Raw genomic sequence first — 20,419 nt, forward strand, 5'->3', positions numbered from 1 at the left:
GTCGAACACGCGCGTGCACGACAGAAAGTCCGTAATCGGCATCATCTGTCCTTGCTACCGCCTACGTCACGCTCCTACTTCAACGTGCAAAGCTGAGCTAAGACGTCAGAGACAGTGTCCGGGAACGCTTCGAGCATCTTCTCTTCCAGCTTGAGGCTCATGACTTCGGCCGTCGGTGGGTGCTCCAGGACGATGACAGCGTTCCCGTCGCCGCTCTGTTCAAACGCCTCGATGAGCGGGTCGCCTCGTTCAAGCAAGAAACGGTGATCCCAATCGTATATTATCTCGGTAATATCGCCTTTGTCCACGACCCAGCCCTGTTCGGTGAGGTTGCCGGTTACCTCGACGACGAACTCGTAGTTGTGTCCGTGCGGACGTGAACACTTCCCGGAGTGGTCCTGAATCCGGTGCCCGGTGCTGATTCGGATCGGGCGCTCTTGCCCGACAACGAGCGTTCGTTCGGCCTCCGTGATTGCTGTATTGTGCGCCACTTCCTCTTCAGAAAGTACTCCTTCAGGCATACTCAGAGATCATCCAGAGAGCATATAAATCTGTTCAGACCAGGCCGAAAGTGATACGTTCCTGACCACTTCGGGCGCTTTCTGCAACCAGAGTGCAGATCTAAGACTGTTACTTTCGCGGCTCGGGACGGTCCGAATGTGTGTCTGTTTCCCACTGTCTATTTGGTGGCCGCATTGTGACTAGACCACGTATGTCACCCCGAGTTAAGCTCGACGAGTGGGAGAAGCTAGTCGAGCAAATGCGTCGATTCGGCCGATCTGGAGACGTGACCACTGATGAGGGTCGGGTTCACGTCGACTTCGGATCAGCAGAGATCGAGGTATCGCAAGACGGAACGCTCAGGACGGGAATGCCGCTCCACGACTTTGCGCACGACGATACGGTTGAAGTCGTCGTGGATCACGATTCAGGCACTCTCACGGTCGAATCGGACACCGTGAGCTATACGTTCAGAAGGCCGGGTGGCTAGGACCACTGTAGCACTGGCCGTCAAACAAAAGCGGACTCACGCGTCGATTCTCGTTCAAAAATCCCAAACAGAAGTTCGATGCCTTCGTCGGGTCACGCCGGAGGCAGCGGCGCTGTTCGTCGAACTCGACGCCGGATCTCTCTCAGGGTAGCTCTCGGTTGACATCCTCCTTCCCCCGACGAGACGAGGACCGTCACTTTCGACACCCGCGAGGATAACCGCGACGGACTGATCGAAGCCCCCTCCGAAAGCACCTCTCGACGAGACACCTCCAGGAGACGTACTGATCGGGGCGACCGATTGAGCGAGATGGCGTCTGCCCGCGAATTGCTCGCCCTCCGCGCGTTTCGAAGCGGATATAAACCCCAACGGCTGATATATTTCTTCGTGGACGAGTCTGGGCCACAGACGAACGTGACGGAAGGGAGACTGTTCCGCCCGATGCTCGACATCGCGTGGCCACTGGTGGTCTTTCAGCTGTTGAACGTCGCCTACAACGTGACTGATACGATCTGGCTGGGGCACTACTCAACCGACGCGGTCGGCGCATTGGGCATCGCGTGGCCGCTGGTGTTCCTTTTCATTTCGGTCGCCGGCGGGTTCAACGCCGCGGGTGCGATCTTGGTGGCCCAGTACACTGGTGCGGACAGCGAGGGCTCAGCGGGCAAGGTCACCGGCAATCAGCTGACCTTCGTCATCGGGATGGCCGCAATCCTGGGAGTCCTCGGATTTCTGCTCTCTGATCAGTTGCTCGCGCTGTTGCCCTCGGGCGCGGCGACGACCGAGCAGATCATCCCGCTGGCTAACGACTACATGGAGATTTTCTATCTGGGCTTGCCGTTCCTGTTTGCCTTCTTCGTCTTCTCGACAGTCATGCGCGGGTACGGCGACACGAAGACGCCGATGTACGTCATGGCCGGCAGCGTCGTGCTCAACGTCGTCATCGACCCAATCCTCATCTTCGGGTTCGCCGGCAACCCGCTGTTTGCGCCGCCGGGCCTGGACGCGATTGGAGCGACACTCGCGGACCTGACGGGCTTTGGCGGACTAGGCATCGGCGGGGCCGCACTCGCGACGGTCTCCTCTCGGGGGCTGGCGGCGGTCGTCGGCATCGGCCTGCTGTTCTTCGGCGGGTACGGCCCCGACGTCCGGGTCCACCACCTGCGTCCGGACTTAGAGGTCATTCGGAAGATCGTCGACCTGGGACTGCCGACGACGGCCGAGCAGTCGGCGGCCGCACTCGGTATGCTCACGATGACTGCGATGGTGTCGATGTTCTCGCCCATGGTCGTGGCCGCCTACAGCCTCACCAACCGGATCGGGACGGTTGTCTTCCTCCCGTCGCTGGGACTGGGCCGGGCGACCAACACCATGGTCGGGCAGAATCTGGGAGCCAAGAAGCCAGACCGGGCCGAGCGGGCCACTTGGATCGCCGCGAAGACCGCTGTCGCGGTCCTCCTGATCGCGGCAGTCGTGGCCTTCGTCTTCCCCGAGCCGATCGTCGGTGTGTTCCTCGGAACGGGCACCGAGAATGCGGCGATCACGCTCGCGTTCGCGGCGACGTACCTCCAGGTCAGGGCCGTCGAGTTCGGCTTCATGGGTGTTTTCCAGGTCATGCTCGGGGCGTTCCGCGGCGCGGGCAACACCCGGACGGCGATGGTGCTGTCGATCATCGCGCTGTGGCTCGGCCGCGTCCCGCTGGTGTACCTGCTCGCTGTCAACCCCGGCTTCCTGGGCGTGCTGGGAATATGGATCGGGTTCGCCGCCGGAGACATCATCGGCGGGATCGTCGCCACGCTGTGGTTCACCCGCGGGACCTGGAAGGAGGCCGTCATCGAGCAGGCAGGTCCGGACGACGGCGAACCCTCGCCCGGAGGGGGCGACGCAGCCGGGACAGACTGACCACTGCTGCCCTTCTCCGAGACGAAAACGTCGTCCTCCAGATGGACGTCTCCGAGGTCGATCGCGCGGACTGTTCCGCGACGAAGTAATCCTCGCCACAGTAGGAGGGTGACGTGGTCGCTGCTCACATACTGATCAAGACTGGTGAGAGAGTCCACACAGTGAACTGCCTCGGGGTCAAGCTCCGAGTCGGCCTGCGCCGCCTGTAGAGGCATTGCGGCTGAGGCTGTTGGCAGCCGGGAGAAACGGTCGCGCAATTGAAGGACGTTCTAAGCAGTTTATACACGCTCTAAAACGATTTGAAGGGTTCGTTCACGCCCACGGAGATAACTACCCATCCCACCAAGGGGGAAGTAGAGTGATCATCCAATGACGAACTCCTCGACACGCTGGCTGCTCGTGGCAGCCGCACTGCTCGGTCTCGCATTACTGCTCCCGGTCGTGAGCGCACACGGTGGACTCGATGTGGTCAACCCCACTGACGACACGGCCAGGGATGTCTCCCCACAATCAGGTGACCATCACGCGCCGATGGGGGACGATCGCCCAGCCGTGACTGACGGCGATCGCTCAGGTCACGACCGTACGGACCACGGGCCGTGGATGAACGGAACTCATTCAGGCGAGTGGACTAACGGAACGGACGCCAACCAGTGGACGAGCGAAACGTACGGGCCACACGGCCCGCACGGTCAGTGGGCAAACGACACCCATCACAACGAGACGTACGCGGGCGACTGGACCAACGGGACAGACGGACCGTACGGGCCGTGGATGAACCACACGTACCACAACAGGACGTACTCCGGTGAGTGGGCCAACGAGACGTATGGCCCACACGGCCCAATGCATCACGGTCAGTGGGTGAATGACACGCATTACGAGTGGGCTAACGGGACGTACGCAGGCGGGTGGACGAACGAAACGTCCGGACCGCACGGGCCGTGGGTGAACGAGAGCCAGGACGACAACGCATGGACGGGTGACACGGACGGGCCGAACACCCGGAACAATGGTCACCATCGCGGCCCAGGAGGCTGCCGATGAACACCGTCAGCCGGGTCGTCGTCACGGGTCTCGTGTCGGCCGGGGCACTCCTCACACTGGTCGTCCCGGCCGCAGCACATCCCTCTGGGTATGGGGGGATGGGCGGCGGCTACGGTGGAACCTCGGCTGCGATGGGCGGGACCTTCGGCGGGTCCGGGCTTGGATCGCTTCTCGTGATCGTTGCCATCGTCATCGCCGCCGTGCTTGCGATTGGGTACCTCCGGTCGGGCTCGACCCCCAAGGGCACCGGCAAGCACAGTTCGAGCGGACAGGCCGACGCACTGGCGACGCTCAGAGAACGCTATGCGCGCGGTGACCTCTCGGATGACGAGTTCGAACGCCGTCGCGAGACGCTAAGCCGGTGACTGCTGCTGACGATTGATTATATACGTTATTTGTCGTGAAGCTGTCGCCACTGATAGAGTGTGTAGCCGACAACGACGATGAAGAGAGTAGTCGCAATCGATGTTTGGCTACTTCAGCAACTACTGGTTAGCCGTGGGGTAGCTTACATATGCGTAGTGCGATCGACTAAGTATGGTCGATGAACACATGTCTCGCCGCCGGCTGCTCGCAGCAGTGGCTCTCTCTAGCTCGATAACGGGCTGTACCAGCGTCTTCGAAGGGGAGTCCGGAGCAACCCCATCGGGTAACTCGGCCACCAGTGTCGAGGTTACCGAGGCGTTGACTGGTATCTCGAACCCCTGGGGGCTTGCTTTCCTCCCCGACGAGTCGGGTCTGCTGGTGACCGAGCAGGCAGGGCGGCTCCTGCTGACGGACCCGAAGACCGGCGACCGAACTGCACTGGCAGGGATCCCAGACGTCTATGCTCGCGGCCAAGGTGGGCTACTAGACGTGACGCTACACCCCGACTTCAACTCGAACCACCTCGTCTACCTCACCTACTCTGTTGCGGATGAGGGCGGTTCGACCACACGGGTCGGTCGCGGACGACTGGAGCGCGACCAGGGGCAGATCGCTGACTTCGAACCCATCTACACTGCCCGCCCGTTCGTCGAGTCGGACGGCCACTACGGCTCACGAGCAGTCTTTGATACCGAGGGGTACCTGTACGTCAGTGTCGGCGACCGACAGTTCAAGAACTTCGGTCCGGATCACGTCGCACAATTGCGTGATAACGACCTCGGTTCGGTGCTGCGACTCCACGACGACGGGTCGATCCCTGATTCGAATCCGTTCGTCGACGACCCGGGCGCTTCGGGCGCAGTATTCACCTTCGGAAACCGGAATCCGCAGGGACTCGCGATACATCCTGAAACCGGTGCAGTGTGGGAGACAGAGTTTGGAGAGCGCGACGGTGATGAAATAAACATTCTTGAAAAGGGAGGAAACTACGGCTGGCCCGTCGCAGACAACTCCTGTGGATACGGCACCGACGACCCGGTCGGCGTCCCGCACGAGGAGCGTGCGGACGTGGTCGCGCCTGTCTATGGGTGGGCCTGCGGGAGCGGCGGATTCCCGCCGAGCGGCACCACCTTCTACGACGGGGAAGCGTTCCCTGACTGGCGTGGCGACCTGTTCATCGCCGGTCTGGCGAAACGGTATCTCGCGCACTTTACCGTCGACGGTCGCGAGGTAACAGAGATAGAGCCACTGCTGGCCGACCGCGACCAGCGTATCCGTGACGTGGTAGCTTCGCCAGTCTCGGGTCACCTTTACGCAGCCGTTGATGCCGACAACGCGCCGATATACCGTATTGCGCCCGATGAGTGAGTTCGGCTGTGCTGAATCGCTATGATGCGGCGGACTTCACCCGGAAGAGATCCTTGATCTGTCAACTCAACCGGGTCCGTTCTAGGATGATCGACTCGATCTCCTCGATGAATCGGTCACGGAACGAACCGAGGCCGGGGAACGATCCTCAATGTGATTTGTGCCCTGGAACGAGCCACGAGTCCCGTTGCGAAGGCCTCCGATCTGCAGCTCATTGGTATGGATGACCCTGACGACACCCCCGACACGGGGGTCATAACCAGGGCACTGCAGCTGCTTAGATGCCCTCAGTTGTTCGCGCGCTCCGCTCTTGGATCGCCGCGAACAACGTCAACAGAGCAGTGACCATCGGAGTCACCCGTGAAACCGGTACAGTGACGTGACGTATGGTAACCGGTTGAGCATCCAGATTGCGACCGGGATCCCCACGATCGTGATTGCGAGGAACGACGCCACGTTCGCCCACAGCAGGCTCAACCACCATCCGACGAAGACGAAATAGATCGCCCGGACGGCGAACGAGTGTTGCCCCCGCGCCGACTCAGGCGCCGAAAGCGACTGCGGCTCAGCGAGGGTGAGCACCGTCGGCACGAGGTTGATCAGTTTGATCCCGATCGGGAGCAGGACAACCGTGGCGTTGAGTAGCCACGCAGTGTTCACGACGACCGGTGTTGCCCACCAGCCGACGAACACGAACCACAGCGCACGAACCCAGAAGGAGCGTTGTGTCATTAGTTGTCCTAGATTTCCTGGAGGTAAATCCATATCGTTGATCCCGGCGTTCCTCGACTCATTCAGTTCTCCGTTGTTGGCTTCATTCCGGTTCAAGCTGGAGGCACTTGTCCGACTGTCGACCGAATCGCCTTTCCAGGCGTGAGGCGTCCGAATTCCGGCACCTCAGAAACAGCAACTTATAAATTGTTATACTATTTTCGGCTACAGTGAAAGAGACATAGCGCAAGTATAGTATTGCATCAACAGCTGCCGTCCCAGGTGAAACCAAGAGGTTCCCAAGAGCGATAGAAATCCATCGATGAAAAAACACTCTTACTAACCGCCAGACACCCCTGATCTAGATAGATCAATACAGATCACTATTGAGAAGAGTTTTCTCTCTTTCTCGTGGAGATTCTATTCCGTCTCTCGATAATGCGGTAGACCGTCGAATAATGGATACAACCTTTGAGCCGGTCACGCTGATTCTAACAGAGACTAGATAGTTTGTCTTGTGAGTACTGAATAGAGCGCGCGTATCTCCCATTAAGAAGATCGCCAACACCCTCTAAGGAGTGACCCGGGTGAAGCTATGAGTTCCGTAGTGCCATCGACGGAACCAATATACTCGTGCCTTGCGTTAGGGCGTGTATGTCATCATTGGGTTCTTCGGGGGATGTCTATGCCGAAACACTGGCCGTCTTCGACCGGCGCGACGACCCCTCTGAGCCACTCACGACTCCAGAGGTGGCAAACTCGCTCGACGCGGCTCGACGTACCGTCTACAAACGTCTAGAGAAGTTGGCGAGCAGTGGTGAGTTGAAAACCAAGAAGGTAGGTGCCAACGCCCGGGTCTGGTGGCGATTGCATTCAGATGAAGGATCGTCCGTAAACGCGACCAATGCCCACGCGACGCCGACACTGAGCAACGCCGAGCGCACGGTCATCGAGAAAATCCTTGAAGCCAGTCCGATCGGCATCGTGGTGGTCGAGCCGTCCGGGCAGATCTCCCTCGCGAACGAACGGGCTAAAGAAACGCTTGAACTGGAGCGTGACGAGATTACCTCTCGAACCTACCGCCAACCGGAGTGGAAGATCTATTACGACGACGGCACGCCAGTCAGCGAGGACGAGCACCCCGTGACTCGCGTCCTAGAGACAAAGGAACCCGATTACGGCTTCGAACACTGGATCGACCTCCCGAACGGAACCGAACGCTGGCTGTCGAGCAATTCGGCACCTGTATTGAGTGAAGATGGAGAAGTTGAATATGTTGTCGTGGGATTCGAAGATACAACCCGGTTGAAAGAGCGCGAGGACAAGCTGACGAGCGATAAACGCCGGGTACTCGAACTCTCTTCCAAGCAGTTATTCAGCCCGCTGCTCGACGTAGCTGACGGTGACATGCGCATCGACGTTGACGAAGTCGTTCGCCTCCAAGACGGGTCGGTCCTCCAGTACATCACCGGGAGGGGGATTTCGGCAAAGGAGTTGATCGACGTGTTCGACCAGGCGTACGGTGTTGACGATACCCGGCTGCTTCAGTCGAGCGCCGATGAGTGCCGGGTTGAGGTCCACGTCGAGGCGCCGACCGTGTCGCTAGTCTTTGCAGAGTTAGGGGGACAGGTGAAATCCTTGTTCCAGACCAACGGTGCCGCAGGCCCTCTCCTCACGGCTGAAGTGCCAGGAGATGTGGAATCGAGGACGGCCGTACAGGCCGCCCGGAAGGTGTATCCGGATATCCGATTAGAGTCACAGGAACTCCAGTACTCGCCGCGGCTCCTCTACGACATCGTCGAAGACGTGCTTACCGAACGGCAGTTCACGTCATTGCAGACGGCATATTATGGCGGGTATTTCGAGACGCCCCGGAAGAGCATCGGTGACGAACTCGCCGAGCGGTTGGGGATCACCCGTCAAACCTTCAATCAACACCTTCGATTGGCCGAGAATACCGTCTTAGAGCAGTTGTTCGAGGGGTCGGGGAAGGCCGTACGCTGACCAGTCAGCCCGACTCCTTATCACGTCGGTGCTCCTGTCCCGAAGTAATGACCTCGAGTACGATACTGTCCGACAGCACGGACCGTTTCGGCTACGACACGATCACGGAGACGTACCACGCCCAGCACGACTGGACGAGCGATAGCCCGCTCTCGATAACGGTTGTCGGGGTGGTTGCCGCGGTAATCGGTGAGGAACCCACGGAGATGGAACCCCTCCACGCGGTGATTGATCCGGATGCTCTTGATACGCTCCTATCTTCGGGGACGGTGGCGGGTATCCAGGTCGAGTTCGAGTACGAGGAGCAGTCGGTGACGGTCACGGGGCACGGGGAAGTCATCGTTGGATAGGTAGTATGGGTGACGAAGAGGCCGAGTGATTCCAGGTGTGTGCCTATTGTGGAGCTCCGTTAGCTGTGGACGAATCTCATCCAGTCCATGTGGCGCGAGATGATGATGGTGACCTTCGACTCTATTCGTTTTGCGACGAAGAGTGTAAGGAGAACTGGCTCACCGACCGGGAGGGTTCAGGAACGCGATGATACCCTATACCATATATTATTCGAACTGCCAGGAGACCCGTGTGGGTCGATTGAAGAACGGTGAGATCACCCCCTTCAAAGAGCGGTGTCCAGATTGCGGCCACAATGAGTTTGAAGTTCCTACTGGAGGTCCAAATGGTGATACTGATGCTCTGTAACTCCGTGTTGATTCGATCGTTAACTACGTCCGCTCTATCATTTTCCGTGAGTTTCGATTGCGAGATACGTGCTCTGAGTCGGTCACGCCGATTCTGACAAGGAATAGGCAGATCGATCGTGCCTGTGCAAGATAGAAGGCGCGTAGCCAGCAGTCGCGTAGCCAGCAGTTGATCATGCTCGGAATTGGTGTGTCAGGTAATATACTAGTCACCTCAGTACTCGTGGTGACTATTAACAATGTGCGCGTCTTATGCATAAACGGCAGTTGGTTTGAGAGGTGGGCAGGCGAGAACTGTAGGTCCGCCACTCCAGAGGAGAATACTATGACCACAACAGCTGAAGAGAACAAGCGTATCGCGCGTCGTATACCGGAAGAGATTCTCACGGAAGGGAAGCTCGAACTGATCGAAGAACTGTTTGCCGAGGACGCCGTCGACCAAGCCCCTCTTGGCAAGGACACCGGCTGGGATGAAATACGGGCGGGCATGGAAACCATGCGCGCTGCGTTCCCTGACATGAACGCGACCGTCGAAGACGCCGTGAGTGAAGGCGACACCGTCGCGATGCGGATAACGCTCCGGGGAACCCACGAGGGCGAATTCATGGGTCGCGAACCCACGGGTAAGCCCATCGAGGTCGGGAGCATGATATTCACCCGGATAGAGGACGGGAAAATCGTCGAACGCTGGGCCCAACCAGACACACTCGGGCTTTTCCAGCAATTGGGCATCGTCGCTCCCCCGACCGAACAGGGTGGCGCCGAACACTCGAGTTAGTCGGTCTGTGTCCTGCTGGCTCCAACACGTACTCTCAGGGCACGGAAACCACCGAGTGTACCATACCGTTGTATCGACTCTAGACTACTATGGTTCGAAACTGGACACGGCGGGCTGCTATCGGTACGGGGCTATTGACAGGGGTAGCAGGTGGCGCGTTGTGGGTCTGGAAGAAGCGGCGGCTTGCGGATCTTAAAGCAGGGAGTGAACTCGTTGAGACCGATCGAGGGACTGTCGAAGTCGCGCGACGAGGTTCGGGTCCCCCGGTACTCGTCCTCCACGGCGACCCGGGTGGCTACGATCAGAGCCGCTTGTTTGGTGAGGCCTTGTTCGGTGACGACGTCGAGATAATCGCTCCTTCTCGCCCGGGGTACCTCCGAACGCCACTGGCAGACAACAAGTCGCCCAGTGAACAGGCCGCACTGTTCGTTGCACTGCTGGATGAACTCGACATCGAGCAGACGGTAGTAGCTGGCGTTTCCGGTGGCGGCCCTGCCGCCCTCCACCTCGCAGCAGAGTATCCCGACCGTGTCTCGGGGCTGATATTGGTTTCTGCGGTCACTATCGAAATCGACGAACGGTCGTTCGATATCGGCAACCCGCTGATCGACCCGATACTCACGTCAACGCCGGTCTTGGACCTTCGGACTGGGCTGTTTGTCTTGCTTCGCCGGTTCGCACCGGAGCGTCTCGTTACGCTCGACCACAGGATGATGTCGACGCTCGAAGGCGACGAACTTGCGGAGTACGTCGAGTTCGTCGCGGCCACATCGGATCATCGGCAGCAGGAACTTGAGATGATCTCGTCGCTCCTCCCGGCAAGCGCACGGATCGAGGGAACACTCAATGACCAATACTGGTTCAGACAACTCCCGCTCGCCGACTACAAGACAATCGAGTGTCCGGTACTAGTACTCCACGGTGAATTCGATGCCGCAGTCCCAATCAGCCACGCAGAGTTCGTGACAGAGCGGCTGTCAAACGCCGACCTGCATCGGCTCGAAGCCGACCACCTGATCGGGGTTGGTCCCGATGCTGACAATGCGAAACAGGACGTTCAGGCGTTTATTCATTCGATAGAGTCGCCCGGTGAACCATGACGTAGTGATCAGGCAGAGCCGCCATCAGATGCGATTATCGAAACCTCAGACCCCACATTGACGGGCACCTCCGATGCTGAACCCATCCTCTGAGTCGGTCACGCGCAGTCTGACAGCATATGGAGCTGTCGTGTCAATCGGCGATTGATGTTCTCTGTTGGGACCAGTGTCGATGGACGCGAACTCCCGTAGACACCACTCGCCCGGTTGCGCATCGAACGAAAGCAAACACATCCCAACAGTAGAACGCGAAACGCCGGTCTCAGAGGCTGTCTGCCGCGATTTCGGCGAAAATCTCGGCGATGGGCGCTGGAGGCGCTTGTCCGACTGTCGAACGAATCGCCTTTCCAGGCGTGAGGCGGCCAAAATTGGCGATATGAGATACACCGAAAGACACAGTATTCTGTGTTCACGTAGTTTTGTGTATGCCGACTATTACGGTCAACGTGGATGACGACCTGAAAGAGCGTATGGAGAACCACCCGGAGATCAACTGGAGTGAGGTCACTCGGCAGGCCATCCAAGAGAAGGTCGAGACACTCGAAGTGATGAATGAACTCACCAGCGAGAGCGAACTCACCGAGAGTGATGTACAGGACATCGTTACCAAAATCAACGAGAGCGGGACGCAAGCGCGTTGACGAGAAATCGGCGTAACACGACGAATGAAGCTGGTTATCGACGCCAACGTCGTCATCTCTGCACTTATCGCTGATTCGAAAACGCGGGAGCTCATCGTCACGCTCGACCCCGACCTCTTGACACCCACATTCGTTCACGACGAAATCGAGAACTATGAGGATCTGATCGTCGAGAAGTCGGGAATGAAACCGGACCGGGTGACACAGTTCATCGAGCTTCTGTTCCAATACATCGACGTTGTCCCAACCAGTGAGTTCTATCCGGCCGTCGAGAGCGCGGATGAAGCAATTGGTGACACGGATCCGAATGATGTGCTCTATCTGGCGTGTGCGATCGTCCGCGATGCGGCCATCTGGAGCGACGACTCAGACTTTGACGAACAGGATCTGGTTGAGACGTACTCGACGAGTGAGGTTATCAACTCGTTCGACACGCCTTGACTCAATGAGCGATTGATTTTTGCTGTGGCGACCAGTGTGGATGGACGCGAACTCCCGTGGCCACCACTCGCCCGGTTGCGCATCGAACGAAAGCAAACACATTCCAACAGTAGAACGCGAAACGCCGAACTCAAACGGTGTCGGCCATAATTTCGGTGAGAATCTCGGCGATGGGTGCTGGAGGCTATGATTCGAGCGTCGAAGCTCAATCGTTCTAGCATAAGGCGGTCACATTCGGCGGTCCGAAAATCGGGATCGGCGTGGTTTCTGCGTAGTTCATAGCAAAGACTACACCGATCCGGTATCGATAATACGTTGTATGGCAGACTCGTTGTGGTATCCGTCAGTTGAAGACGTTCTAACCATCCACGACGACATCGTTTCGGAGTATCCCGATACTCATCCTGGCGTGGCGAACCGCGGGGACATCGAATTCGCGCTGGACTACATCGAAGAGGGAAGCTTCGATGTGGCACCGGAGACGATGCACGAGAAGGCATTTCATCTTCTTCGGCTCCTCGTTGCGAACCACCCTTTCATCGATGCGAACAAACGTACCGCGCTTAACACTGCGGCCGTGTTCTATTTTCTCAATGGCTATCGGTTCGAGTACGACGACGAAATCAGAGGGGTTTTGCAACGACTCGGTACCGACGAGGCGACCGTCGATGAAGAAAGGACTATCGAGTATCTCCGGTCTCACACAGAAGAACTGGACCTGATAGGCGAAATCGAAGACTGGCGCGAGGACCTCATTCAGTACGGACTAGAACAGTTGAACGACGATCTGTCGGACCCGAACGATTAACCGCGCTCAGGACATCTACTCGGATATGGCTACTGAAGAAGGGACAGAGTCCGCTTCTCCGCTCGACGAAGTGATGGAGGACATCCGTCGGGAGTTAGTTCGGCGTATCGCAACGGCTGATCGGGAGTCGAACCGAGACATCTACGACGCGCTCGAAAACGAGTAACTCGTACCCTTCGACCTGTCTCTCCGTCGTCTCTTGTCGCTTCTGCCTCAACTGCCCTACTGACTCGACAGTCGCCACGAAGAGCTTCAATCGGCTATTGATGTTCTCTGGGGCCACCAGTATGGATCTACGCGAACTCCCGTGGCCACCACTCGCCCGGTTGCGCATCGAACGAAAGCACACACATCTCAACAGCAGAACGCGAAACGCCCGAATCAGGGGCTGTGATCCGTGATTTCGGGAAGAATCGAAGGGATGGGCGCTGGAGGATTTGAACCCCCGACAACTTGGTCCGAAGCCAAGCACTCTGTCCAGACTGAGCTAAGCGCCCGCAGTACCCTGTTGCTCGCGTTCCGGTTTAAACCGCTCGGTTCGCTCCCGCCGACCCCACCGACCTCCAGGCGAGTATAGCCGGCAGTCCCGGACCTTTGGACTCGGGCGACCAAGGGAAACGTATGCCAGTCACAGACGACGAAACGCTCGATGAGATCCTCGACAGTGAGACGATCGCGGTCGTCGGGTGTTCGACGACGCCGGGGAAGGCCGCCCACGACGTCCCGAAGTACCTGCTCGAACACGGCTACGACGTGATCCCGGTCAATCCCTTCGCCGACGAGATCTTCGACCGCCCCGCGTACGATTCACTCGCCGACGTTCCCGACGGGATCGACGTCGTCGACGTATTCCGGCCCAGCGAAGAGGTATCGGAGATCGTCGCGGACGTTCTGGAGCGCGACGACGTCGCTACTGTCTGGCTCCAGCTCGGGATCACCGACGACGAGTCCGGCCAGCGGGTCGAATCCAGCGGCCGTCGGTTCGTCCAGGATCAGTGTCTAAAAGTTCAACACGAGCGCCTGCGCGGCTGATCACGACGCCTGCGTCTCGGCGCCGTCCTCGTCCGACGGCTCCGAGTCTGTCGCCTGCTCTCCGCCTTCGGTACTGTCGGTGGCTTCGTCGCTGTCGCCCTCGACGGCTTCGGCACTCTCGTCCTCAGCGTCGACGTCCTCGATGTTGGCGTCAGCGACGATCGCCTCGACGTCGAGGTCCTGTTGCTCGGCCATCGCCTCCAGCAGGGCCCGCTGTTCGGCCAGGTCGCGTTCGATCCGGTCGACCTGCTCGCTGGTCGATTCGACCTCGCTTCGCAACTGCACGAGTTGTTCACGCAACTCGTTCATCCGCTTGTAACTCTCCTCGGCGATCGACGTGACCTTCTGCAGTTTCTTGGCGGTATCTCCGAATCCCATGCCCGGGCCTACGCGAGGGGTCGTTGTGGGCGTTGTGGTGTCGACCCGCTGCTGTTAAGACCGGTGACCACACACAGCCAGCCATGTCTGACTCGCGCCGAACCGCCCCGCTCGCGGGTGTGGTAGCCTGCCTGCTGGTGATCGGAGCGCTTGCAGCCCCGTACGCGATGACGGACGCGAGAACGGTCGGACTGTACTACGAGTCCGGCGTCGTCAATCCGCTGATCGCGGGCCTGCTGGCAGTCGTGTCGACCGTCGTGTTCGCGGCCGGCTACCGGCGTCGGACCGACCCCGCGCTCGCGGCGGGCGTGACGCTCACGTTCGGGCTGTTCATCGTCGTTCTGACGGTCGCGTGGGCACTCACGATCCCCGAATCGCTCATGCGACAGTTCGAGGTCGTAGAGGCGTCGCTTCCGGAGCACCGCTGGGCACTCGCCGTCGTCACGGTCACGGTTCCGGCGACGGCAGCGTGGTACGCGCGGTCGCTCGGGCTGCTGTAAGCAGGTGGATGCGAAAGGCCCTTAAGTCATAGCGGGGTAGGTTCAAACGGACTAGGCCGGGCGGTTAGGCCCCGCCCCTATACCCGCGCTATGGTCTTCAGCGGGGGCCGAACACCGGGTGCGTCCGGTCGACGGGCGCGGACCTCGCAAGCTAACGTGGAAGCCTCGTCCGACGGGGGTAGCGGTCCACGGGCGCTCGCCTGCAGGGGCGAGTTACCGTGGTTGACCGCGGGCATTCCGTCAGGCGCGGAAGCGAGCAGCGGACCCGCGGACACCTGCCGCTCGTCGGGTCGCGGGGTGGAGGAGGCGCGCGAGACTATCCGTGTCCGAACGCCGGGCAATCCCGGCCGTCCACCCATTCATACGGTATTTCTCACTCTCCAGCCGCAGAGCCGTCGCTTCATTCGGCCAGAGCGGGAGTCCACGCTGAACGCCCATCCCTTTAGGGTGGGTTAGCTTACAGGGATGGCCTGAGGGCACAAAGGTTAGTGACGCCCGGCCCGTAAGCCGGGTATGGCAGACCCGACGCTCGTCTACGACGACGATTGTGAGTTCTGCACCTGGGCAGCCGAGTTCATCGCGAACCGCTCTGAGGTCGAACTCGTCGGATTCTCGGAACTGACCGACGACCTGCGCGATCGGCTCCCGGCCGACTACGAGACCTGTGCCCACCTGGTGGTCGACGATACGATCTACTCCTGTGGGGCGTCGATCGAGCGAGCGTTCGTCCGAACCGACCTCGGCGAGGGGCTGGCCCCGGTCGTCCGGTTCCTCGATCAGTTCGAGGACTACGCCCGCGTTCGCGAACGGGTCTATCAGGAGATCGCAGATCGGCGGGGGACGCTGGGAAAACTCGTTCGGTAGCGTCCCCCGTCCCGGAGCTCGTCGGCGACGCCCGTGACGATACGCGGCCCAACTCCCCGGTAATACTCTCTGGATCCGGCGTGCGAATATAAGTCGCCGGACGTGCAACCCAGTACCATCCACCGCAGCCGATCGAACGTACCGACGGCCGATTTCGAACCATGAGCAATGCGACCCCCGATCCCCGCTGTCCGGAGTGTGGAGAGCCGATCGGACAGACAGCGACCTATTGCATGCACTGTTCGGCCGATCTCACCGATGAACGGGAGGCCGCCGACGCCGACGAGGACGGTGTGTGGGACGGAACGGAACCCGCGTCCCCGGGAGAGGCTGAGACGATCGATTCCGGAGGGACTGCCGAGACAATCGCAGCGCAGGCCGGCGGGGTCGCGGACGCGGCCGGGATCGGCACCGAGGACGGACAACTGCTAGACCCGGACGGGTTCGTGGACAACGCGCTCACGGTCGTCGTCGGGATCGCCGGCGGAATCATCGTCGGGATCGTCGGGACGATCGTACTGACGGTCGCCACTGCCAGCGGGTGGGGGTTGCTGTTCGGGGTTTTGCTGTGGCTCGGCTCGACCGCCTATCTCGTCCGGCGGCGCACCGTCCAAGGCGCGGTCTCGAGAACCGCCTACGCCGTCGCGCTGGTCTTGCTCCTCGTTCCTCTGATAGCACTCAGTCCCGTGATCGAAGCGAGCGGCGGCCTGCAGGAGCGGGGGACTTCCTTCGTCTCGATGCTTCTTTTCGTCCTCTTTCCAGCCGCCATCGCCGCCGGCGTCGGGTGGGTCGCCGGTCGGTTCGTCCCGAGCGACGCTGCCGGCACTGACGGGTGAAAAACGGTCGAACTCCACCAGTCCCTTCGGTCAGTCGTCACCCGTGACCGCTTCGTAGCCCTCGATATCCAGCGAACCGCCGATCGTCCGGTTGGGATAGGGGATGCTGATACCCTCCTGGTCGAACCGCTCTTTGACAGCCTTGACGTACTCACCTTTGGTCTTCACGAAGTCGCTCCGGGCCGGGTTCGCGATCCAGATCCTGGATTTCAGGCCGACCGAGGAGTCGCCCAGCTCGGTCAACCGGACAGAGGGTTCGGGATCCTCAAGGATGTTCTCGTGCTTTTCGGCTTCCTCGATGATGATATCGGTTGCCTCGTCGATGTCGTCGTCGTAGCCGATGCCGAACAGGAACTGCATGCGGAGCTGGTCCTTCGCGACGGGGTTCTTGATGACGCCGCCGGTCAGGTTCGAGTTCGGTACCGTCAGCAGTTCGTTGTCGAACGTTCGCACGCGGGTCACGCGGAGACTGATGTCATCGACGATGCCGGCGTTGCCGTCCCATTCGATCCAGTCGCCGATGCGAAACGGCTTGTCGGTGTAGATGAACACGCCGGCGACGAAGTTCGCGATGACGTCCTGCATGGCGAACCCGATCGCCAGCGTCGCGGCGGCGGCGATCGTCGCCAGCGACGTCAGGAAGTTGCCGTAGCCCGCCATCCCGAACGCGACGGCGATCGCGGCGAAGAGGACGAGTACCGCGACCATCTTCCGGATCGGCGTCCGGGCGTGTTTGTCCAGTCCTCGCTTGTGGAGAACGCGACTGACCATCGGCAGCACGATGGCCTTGCCGCCCCAGTACAGGACGGCGAACACGAGGACGAACGTGATCAGTGACCCGAGCGGCCTGGCGATCGCCCCATCCAGACCGGCGTCGATCAGGAAGTCGGCGACGACCTGCAGCGGGATCACCGCTGGAACACGGCCGTGTGGCCCCGGGTCTGGACGACCTCGGCGTCGGCGCGTTCGGCGAGCTGTTCGGCTAGCTCCTCGCTGGTCGTCCCGCCGCGGGCCGACCGCAGGAACTTGACTTTCACGAGGTCACTCGACTCCAGTTGCGACTCGAGTTCGTCGACGACCGAGTCGATGCCGCCTTTGCCGACCCGGAGAGTCGCGTCCAGGTTGTGAATGCGGCGCTGTTTGTCTCTATCCGTCATGTTTCTCCCCTTATGACGGGGGGCGTTTTGAAGGTTCGGACAAAGATCTCATCTGTATCGATATCTCGCCTGCCCGCCACAGTCACAGGTGACGACGACGTGTCCGCCGCGCGTTCGAACGCGAGCGTTGCGACCGGGCAGGAGGTAGGCGTCACAGGCGTCGCAGGTGAACCGGTCGAACTCAGCCGGCAGCGAGAGACGGTTGCGCTCGGCGATCCGGCGGGCCCGACGGACGTATTCGCGAGCGCGATCCTGCTCGCCGTCGCGAGCGGCCTGCTCGGCTTTCTCGTGCAGGATCGCGATCCGCTCGCGGGCGATCTGCTGGTCGCTGACCATCTCGTCTCCTCGTAGGTCCATCTCGCGGTTAGGTGTGTCGTTGTCCCAGGCCGAGTCGGCAACGTTTATTGACGCCCCCGGAGAGCATCTGCGTGTGCGCGTCCTGAACTACCTGGAGCTGGAAGATCGGCTCTACCGCAGCGGGATCAGCACGTCCGTCGACCACCAGCGAGAGGCGCTGCGGCGAGCCGACGGCGACGTGACCTATCTCACGACGCCCTGGTACGGCGGCGATCTGGTGCTGGCCGGGCTCAACCGGCTCGTCGACGGCCAGGGGATGGTCGAGTTCGATGTCGCCCACTGCAACTTGATCGGTCCGGGCAGCGCCTTCGTCGCCCGCCAGGCAAAAAAGAAGGACATCCCCGTCGTGTTGCACGCTCATGTGACCGCCGAGGACTTCGCCGAGAGCTTTCGCGGGTCGACGTACCTGGCCAAACCGCTCCGGCGGTACCTGCGCTGGTTTTACTCCCAGGCCGACCTGGTGCTCTGTCCCAGCGAGTACACCCGTCGGACCCTCGAGGAGTACCCGATCGACGCGCCGATCCGCTCGATCACGAACGGGATCGACCTCGACTCGATGGCCGGCCACGAGCAGTTCCGCGAGGAGTATCGCGACCGCTACGATCTCGATGGGATGGTCGTGTTCGCGGTCGGCAGCGTCTTCGAACGCAAGGGCGTGACGACGTTCTGTGAAGTCGCCCAGAACACCGACTACGACTTCGCCTGGTTCGGCGAGTACGACGGCGGCCTGCTGGCGTCCCGGACAGTCCGAAAGTGGACGAAGAACCCGCCCGAGAACGTCACCTTCACCGGCTGGGTCGAGGACAAGCGCGGCGCGTTCGCCGCCGGCGACGTGTTCTTCTTCCCGTCGAAGGTCGAGAATCAGGGGCTGGTCGTGCTGGAGGCGATGGCAGCCGGTAAGGCGGTCGTCCTCCGGGACATTCCCGTCTTCAGAGAGTACTACGAGGACGGCCACGACTGCCTGCTCTGTTCGACCCGCGAGGAGTTCGAGGACGCGCTCGAGCGACTCGAGGAAAACCCCGACCTCCGCGAGCGGCTGGGCGAAAACGCCAGGGAGACGGCCAAAGAACACAGCCTCGACCGCGTCGCCGAGGAGTTGACCGACGCCTATCGGGAAATCATACCGTCGGACGGACCTTCTTGAAGATATTCGCCACTGCGGGACGGAGAACTGCGTCGAGGGATTCCGTCCGGCGGTATCACAACACATTAAGTCCCGGTCCTTCAATCGACAGACGAATGGGCACACCGAGCGTCGCCGCGTTCACCGACACGTATCTCCCGACGGTGAACGGCGTCACCTACACCGTCAAGTCCTGGCGCGAGGCCTGGGAGTCGCGGGGGCACACGATGGACCTGGTCTATCCGAAGGCCAGTGAGTACGACCCCGGGGCCGGTGAATATCCCGTTCGAAGCGTTCGATTCCCGTTCTACGAAGGGTATCGACTCGGCGCGCCGCAGGTTCCCGACGCCGTGACCGACGCCGACATCGTCCACACGCACACTCCTTTCGGCGTCGGACTGAGCGGCCTTCGACTCGCCCGCTCGAACGACCTGCCGCTGGTCGCGTCCTATCACACCCCGACCAGTGAGTACGCCGAGTACATCGCGTTCAACGGTACGATCGAGCGGACGGTGCGACGCTGTGCTCGCTCCTACGAGCGGTGGTTTTTCGGCCACGCCGATCTGGTCATTGCGCCGAGCGACCGGACGCGCGAGCACATCCGCGACGAGGTCGGCATCGACACCGATGTCGCCGTCGTCGCCAACGGCGTCGACATCGACCGGTTCAAACCGGTCGACACCGACGACTTCCGCGAGCGCTACGACGTTGGCGACGGTCCGATCGTCGGTTACACCGGTCGTCACGGCTACGAGAAGTGCCTGTCGGACGTCCTTGCCGCGATCGAGGGCATGGACGTGACGGTGCTGTTCGCCGGGGACGGGCCGGCTCGCGACGATCTCGAAGCTCGCGCCGAACGGCTCGACGCCGACGTGCGGTTTCTGGGCTTTCTCGATCGGGAGGAACTGCCCGCCTTCTACTCGACGCTCGACGTCTTCGCGTTCCCCAGCCCCGTCGAGACCCAGGGGCTGGTCGCGCTTGAGGCCAACGCCTGCGGGACACCGGTCGTCGGCGTCGGCACCGGCGCGCTCTCGGATACGATCGTCGACGGCGAGACCGGCTATCGGTACCCACAGGGTGACATCGAGGCGTTCCGGGACCTGCTCGAACGCGCGCTACGGGAGCGCGACCGTCTCAGCCAGACGTGTCTCGACCGGCGCGAGCAACTCAGTGTCGAACACTCCGTCGATCGACTAGAGGACCTCTACGCGTCGGTTCTGGCCGATTCCGGGCCGACCCCGGTCACGTAAACTCATCGAGGCTCGCCTGTCCGTCGCTGTCGATCTCGTCACGCTCTCGACAACGATATCGCTCACT

The 20,419-nt window shown here is 60.7% G+C and carries 24 protein-coding genes, 1 tRNA gene, 1 other RNA gene and 1 pseudogene; 20 read left to right on the top strand and 7 right to left on the bottom strand.

Features of this window, described 5'->3' with window-relative positions:
• Positions 1 to 74 precede the first annotated feature (74 nt).
• A complete protein-coding gene (locus OB916_RS15270; protein WP_315910162.1) occupies positions 75 to 521 on the bottom strand; it encodes a 6-pyruvoyl trahydropterin synthase family protein in 447 nt (148 codons plus the stop codon).
• Positions 522 to 1,378: 857 nt separating this feature from the next.
• On the opposite strand from OB916_RS15270, the gene OB916_RS15275 reads away from it, so the two are divergent.
• From OB916_RS15275 to OB916_RS15290, 4 genes are all read left to right on the top strand, one after another.
• Positions 1,379 to 2,893 (top strand): MATE family efflux transporter, encoded by a 1,515-nt coding sequence (locus OB916_RS15275; RefSeq protein WP_315910163.1) that lies wholly within the window; start codon positions 1,379 to 1,381, stop codon positions 2,891 to 2,893.
• Between the two features lie 369 nt (positions 2,894 to 3,262).
• Entirely contained in the window at positions 3,263 to 3,940 is a 678-nt protein-coding gene (locus OB916_RS15280; protein WP_315910164.1) for a hypothetical protein, read from the top strand.
• Positions 3,937 to 4,305, top strand: coding sequence for an SHOCT domain-containing protein (locus OB916_RS15285; protein WP_315910165.1), 369 nt, complete (start codon positions 3,937 to 3,939; stop codon positions 4,303 to 4,305). Before OB916_RS15280 ends, OB916_RS15285 begins: the two co-directional genes overlap by 4 nt.
• A gap of 187 nt (positions 4,306 to 4,492) precedes the next feature.
• Positions 4,493 to 5,674 (top strand): PQQ-dependent sugar dehydrogenase, encoded by a 1,182-nt coding sequence (locus tag OB916_RS15290; RefSeq protein ID WP_390884096.1) that lies wholly within the window; start codon positions 4,493 to 4,495, stop codon positions 5,672 to 5,674.
• Between the two features lie 354 nt (positions 5,675 to 6,028).
• Here the strand turns inward: OB916_RS15290 and OB916_RS15295 are convergent, their stop codons facing one another.
• A complete protein-coding gene (locus OB916_RS15295) occupies positions 6,029 to 6,406 on the bottom strand; it encodes a YccF domain-containing protein (protein ID WP_315910167.1) in 378 nt (125 codons plus the stop codon).
• Positions 6,407 to 7,039: 633 nt separating this feature from the next.
• Between OB916_RS15295 and OB916_RS15300 the strand changes: the two genes are divergently transcribed.
• The 9 genes and pseudogenes from OB916_RS15300 (at position 7,040) to OB916_RS15335 (ending at position 13,021) form a co-directional block, all read left to right on the top strand.
• Positions 7,040 to 8,389 (top strand): bacterio-opsin activator domain-containing protein, encoded by a 1,350-nt coding sequence (locus OB916_RS15300; RefSeq protein WP_315910168.1) that lies wholly within the window; start codon positions 7,040 to 7,042, stop codon positions 8,387 to 8,389.
• Between the two features lie 47 nt (positions 8,390 to 8,436).
• Positions 8,437 to 8,739: a HalOD1 output domain-containing protein gene (locus OB916_RS15305; RefSeq protein WP_315910169.1), complete on the top strand. Its 303-nt coding sequence runs from the start codon at positions 8,437 to 8,439 to the stop codon at positions 8,737 to 8,739.
• 89 nt (positions 8,740 to 8,828) lie between these two features.
• Positions 8,829 to 8,930, top strand: coding sequence for a hypothetical protein (locus tag OB916_RS17125; RefSeq protein WP_449267328.1), 102 nt, complete (start codon positions 8,829 to 8,831; stop codon positions 8,928 to 8,930).
• A gap of 482 nt (positions 8,931 to 9,412) precedes the next feature.
• Entirely contained in the window at positions 9,413 to 9,865 is a 453-nt protein-coding gene (locus tag OB916_RS15310) for an ester cyclase (protein ID WP_315910170.1), read from the top strand.
• A gap of 89 nt (positions 9,866 to 9,954) precedes the next feature.
• The gene (locus OB916_RS15315; protein WP_315910171.1) at positions 9,955 to 10,965 is read left to right on the top strand and encodes an alpha/beta fold hydrolase; all 1,011 of its coding nucleotides are present in this window, start codon (positions 9,955 to 9,957) and stop codon (positions 10,963 to 10,965) included.
• A 425-nt stretch (positions 10,966 to 11,390) separates the two neighbouring features.
• Positions 11,391 to 11,622, top strand: a pseudogene (locus OB916_RS15320) (hypothetical protein).
• An 8-nt stretch (positions 11,623 to 11,630) separates the two neighbouring features.
• Positions 11,631 to 12,047, top strand: coding sequence for a PIN domain-containing protein (locus tag OB916_RS15325; protein WP_315910173.1), 417 nt, complete (start codon positions 11,631 to 11,633; stop codon positions 12,045 to 12,047).
• 319 nt (positions 12,048 to 12,366) lie between these two features.
• Positions 12,367 to 12,855, top strand: a complete 489-nt coding sequence (locus OB916_RS15330) for a type II toxin-antitoxin system death-on-curing family toxin (RefSeq protein WP_315910174.1) — start codon at positions 12,367 to 12,369, stop codon at positions 12,853 to 12,855.
• A gap of 25 nt (positions 12,856 to 12,880) precedes the next feature.
• A complete protein-coding gene (locus OB916_RS15335; protein WP_315910175.1) occupies positions 12,881 to 13,021 on the top strand; it encodes a hypothetical protein in 141 nt (46 codons plus the stop codon).
• A gap of 256 nt (positions 13,022 to 13,277) precedes the next feature.
• On the opposite strand, the gene OB916_RS15340 is transcribed toward OB916_RS15335, so the two are convergent.
• A tRNA-Arg gene (locus OB916_RS15340) sits at positions 13,278 to 13,352 on the bottom strand.
• 124 nt (positions 13,353 to 13,476) lie between these two features.
• On the opposite strand from OB916_RS15340, the gene OB916_RS15345 reads away from it, so the two are divergent.
• The gene (locus OB916_RS15345) at positions 13,477 to 13,887 is read left to right on the top strand and encodes a CoA-binding protein (RefSeq protein WP_315910176.1); all 411 of its coding nucleotides are present in this window, start codon (positions 13,477 to 13,479) and stop codon (positions 13,885 to 13,887) included.
• Here OB916_RS15345 and OB916_RS15350 read toward each other — a convergent pair whose 3' ends face one another.
• A complete protein-coding gene (locus tag OB916_RS15350; protein ID WP_315910177.1) occupies positions 13,888 to 14,265 on the bottom strand; it encodes a DUF5798 family protein in 378 nt (125 codons plus the stop codon).
• Positions 14,266 to 14,348: 83 nt separating this feature from the next.
• Between OB916_RS15350 and OB916_RS15355 the strand changes: the two genes are divergently transcribed.
• The 4 genes from OB916_RS15355 (at position 14,349) to OB916_RS15370 (ending at position 16,465) form a co-directional block, all read left to right on the top strand.
• Positions 14,349 to 14,765 carry a DUF7548 family protein gene (locus tag OB916_RS15355; RefSeq protein WP_315910178.1) on the top strand — a complete coding sequence of 139 codons (417 nt, stop codon included), beginning with the start codon at positions 14,349 to 14,351 and terminating at the stop codon, positions 14,763 to 14,765.
• A 44-nt stretch (positions 14,766 to 14,809) separates the two neighbouring features.
• Positions 14,810 to 15,122, top strand: an RNA gene (gene ffs / locus OB916_RS15360) — signal recognition particle sRNA.
• 156 nt (positions 15,123 to 15,278) lie between these two features.
• Entirely contained in the window at positions 15,279 to 15,629 is a 351-nt protein-coding gene (locus OB916_RS15365) for a DCC1-like thiol-disulfide oxidoreductase family protein (protein ID WP_315910179.1), read from the top strand.
• A 161-nt stretch (positions 15,630 to 15,790) separates the two neighbouring features.
• Positions 15,791 to 16,465, top strand: coding sequence for a zinc ribbon domain-containing protein (locus OB916_RS15370; RefSeq protein WP_315910180.1), 675 nt, complete (start codon positions 15,791 to 15,793; stop codon positions 16,463 to 16,465).
• 30 nt (positions 16,466 to 16,495) lie between these two features.
• Here the strand turns inward: OB916_RS15370 and OB916_RS15375 are convergent, their stop codons facing one another.
• The 3 genes from OB916_RS15375 to OB916_RS15385 are packed head-to-tail and all read right to left on the bottom strand — an operon-like array spanning position 16,496 to position 17,958.
• Positions 16,496 to 17,374: a mechanosensitive ion channel family protein gene (locus OB916_RS15375; RefSeq protein ID WP_315910196.1), complete on the bottom strand. Its 879-nt coding sequence runs from the start codon at positions 17,372 to 17,374 to the stop codon at positions 16,496 to 16,498.
• The gene (locus tag OB916_RS15380) at positions 17,374 to 17,622 is read right to left on the bottom strand and encodes a YhbY family RNA-binding protein (protein ID WP_315910181.1); all 249 of its coding nucleotides are present in this window, start codon (positions 17,620 to 17,622) and stop codon (positions 17,374 to 17,376) included. Before OB916_RS15380 ends, OB916_RS15375 begins: the two co-directional genes overlap by 1 nt.
• A 48-nt stretch (positions 17,623 to 17,670) precedes the next feature.
• Positions 17,671 to 17,958: a ribonuclease P protein component 4 gene (locus tag OB916_RS15385; RefSeq protein ID WP_315910182.1), complete on the bottom strand. Its 288-nt coding sequence runs from the start codon at positions 17,956 to 17,958 to the stop codon at positions 17,671 to 17,673.
• A gap of 94 nt (positions 17,959 to 18,052) precedes the next feature.
• Here OB916_RS15385 and OB916_RS15390 point away from each other — a divergent pair, with 94 nt between their 5' ends.
• Positions 18,053 to 19,123 carry a glycosyltransferase family 4 protein gene (locus OB916_RS15390; RefSeq protein WP_315910183.1) on the top strand — a complete coding sequence of 357 codons (1,071 nt, stop codon included), beginning with the start codon at positions 18,053 to 18,055 and terminating at the stop codon, positions 19,121 to 19,123.
• A 95-nt stretch (positions 19,124 to 19,218) separates the two neighbouring features.
• The gene (locus tag OB916_RS15395) at positions 19,219 to 20,352 is read left to right on the top strand and encodes a glycosyltransferase family 4 protein (RefSeq protein ID WP_315910184.1); all 1,134 of its coding nucleotides are present in this window, start codon (positions 19,219 to 19,221) and stop codon (positions 20,350 to 20,352) included.
• The last annotated feature ends 67 nt before the right edge of the window (positions 20,353 to 20,419 follow it).

The sequence above is a fragment of the Halapricum hydrolyticum genome, assembly GCF_025517535.1.
Lineage (GTDB): Archaea > Halobacteriota > Halobacteria > Halobacteriales > Haloarculaceae > Halapricum > Halapricum hydrolyticum.

Excerpts from the sequence above, each read along its gene's own strand:
- OB916_RS15270 (WP_315910162.1), bottom strand. The coding sequence starts at position 521 with ATGCCTGAAGGAGTACTTTCTGAAGAGGAAGTGGCGCACAATACAGCA.
- OB916_RS15280 (WP_315910164.1), top strand. The coding sequence starts at position 3,263 with ATGACGAACTCCTCGACACGCTGGCTGCTCGTGGCAGCCGCACTGCTC.
- OB916_RS15285 (WP_315910165.1), top strand. The coding sequence starts at position 3,937 with ATGAACACCGTCAGCCGGGTCGTCGTCACGGGTCTCGTGTCGGCCGGG.
- OB916_RS15290 (WP_390884096.1), top strand. The coding sequence starts at position 4,493 with ATGTCTCGCCGCCGGCTGCTCGCAGCAGTGGCTCTCTCTAGCTCGATA.
- OB916_RS15295 (WP_315910167.1), bottom strand. The coding sequence starts at position 6,406 with ATGACACAACGCTCCTTCTGGGTTCGTGCGCTGTGGTTCGTGTTCGTC.
- OB916_RS15300 (WP_315910168.1), top strand. The coding sequence starts at position 7,040 with ATGTCATCATTGGGTTCTTCGGGGGATGTCTATGCCGAAACACTGGCC.
- OB916_RS15305 (WP_315910169.1), top strand. The coding sequence starts at position 8,437 with ATGACCTCGAGTACGATACTGTCCGACAGCACGGACCGTTTCGGCTAC.
- OB916_RS15310 (WP_315910170.1), top strand. The coding sequence starts at position 9,413 with ATGACCACAACAGCTGAAGAGAACAAGCGTATCGCGCGTCGTATACCG.
- OB916_RS15315 (WP_315910171.1), top strand. The coding sequence starts at position 9,955 with ATGGTTCGAAACTGGACACGGCGGGCTGCTATCGGTACGGGGCTATTG.
- OB916_RS15325 (WP_315910173.1), top strand. The coding sequence starts at position 11,631 with ATGAAGCTGGTTATCGACGCCAACGTCGTCATCTCTGCACTTATCGCT.
- OB916_RS15330 (WP_315910174.1), top strand. The coding sequence starts at position 12,367 with ATGGCAGACTCGTTGTGGTATCCGTCAGTTGAAGACGTTCTAACCATC.
- OB916_RS15335 (WP_315910175.1), top strand. The coding sequence starts at position 12,881 with ATGGCTACTGAAGAAGGGACAGAGTCCGCTTCTCCGCTCGACGAAGTG.
- OB916_RS15345 (WP_315910176.1), top strand. The coding sequence starts at position 13,477 with ATGCCAGTCACAGACGACGAAACGCTCGATGAGATCCTCGACAGTGAG.
- OB916_RS15350 (WP_315910177.1), bottom strand. The coding sequence starts at position 14,265 with ATGGGATTCGGAGATACCGCCAAGAAACTGCAGAAGGTCACGTCGATC.
- OB916_RS15355 (WP_315910178.1), top strand. The coding sequence starts at position 14,349 with ATGTCTGACTCGCGCCGAACCGCCCCGCTCGCGGGTGTGGTAGCCTGC.
- OB916_RS15365 (WP_315910179.1), top strand. The coding sequence starts at position 15,279 with ATGGCAGACCCGACGCTCGTCTACGACGACGATTGTGAGTTCTGCACC.
- OB916_RS15370 (WP_315910180.1), top strand. The coding sequence starts at position 15,791 with ATGAGCAATGCGACCCCCGATCCCCGCTGTCCGGAGTGTGGAGAGCCG.
- OB916_RS15380 (WP_315910181.1), bottom strand. The coding sequence starts at position 17,622 with ATGACGGATAGAGACAAACAGCGCCGCATTCACAACCTGGACGCGACT.
- OB916_RS15385 (WP_315910182.1), bottom strand. The coding sequence starts at position 17,958 with ATGGTCAGCGACCAGCAGATCGCCCGCGAGCGGATCGCGATCCTGCAC.
- OB916_RS15395 (WP_315910184.1), top strand. The coding sequence starts at position 19,219 with ATGGGCACACCGAGCGTCGCCGCGTTCACCGACACGTATCTCCCGACG.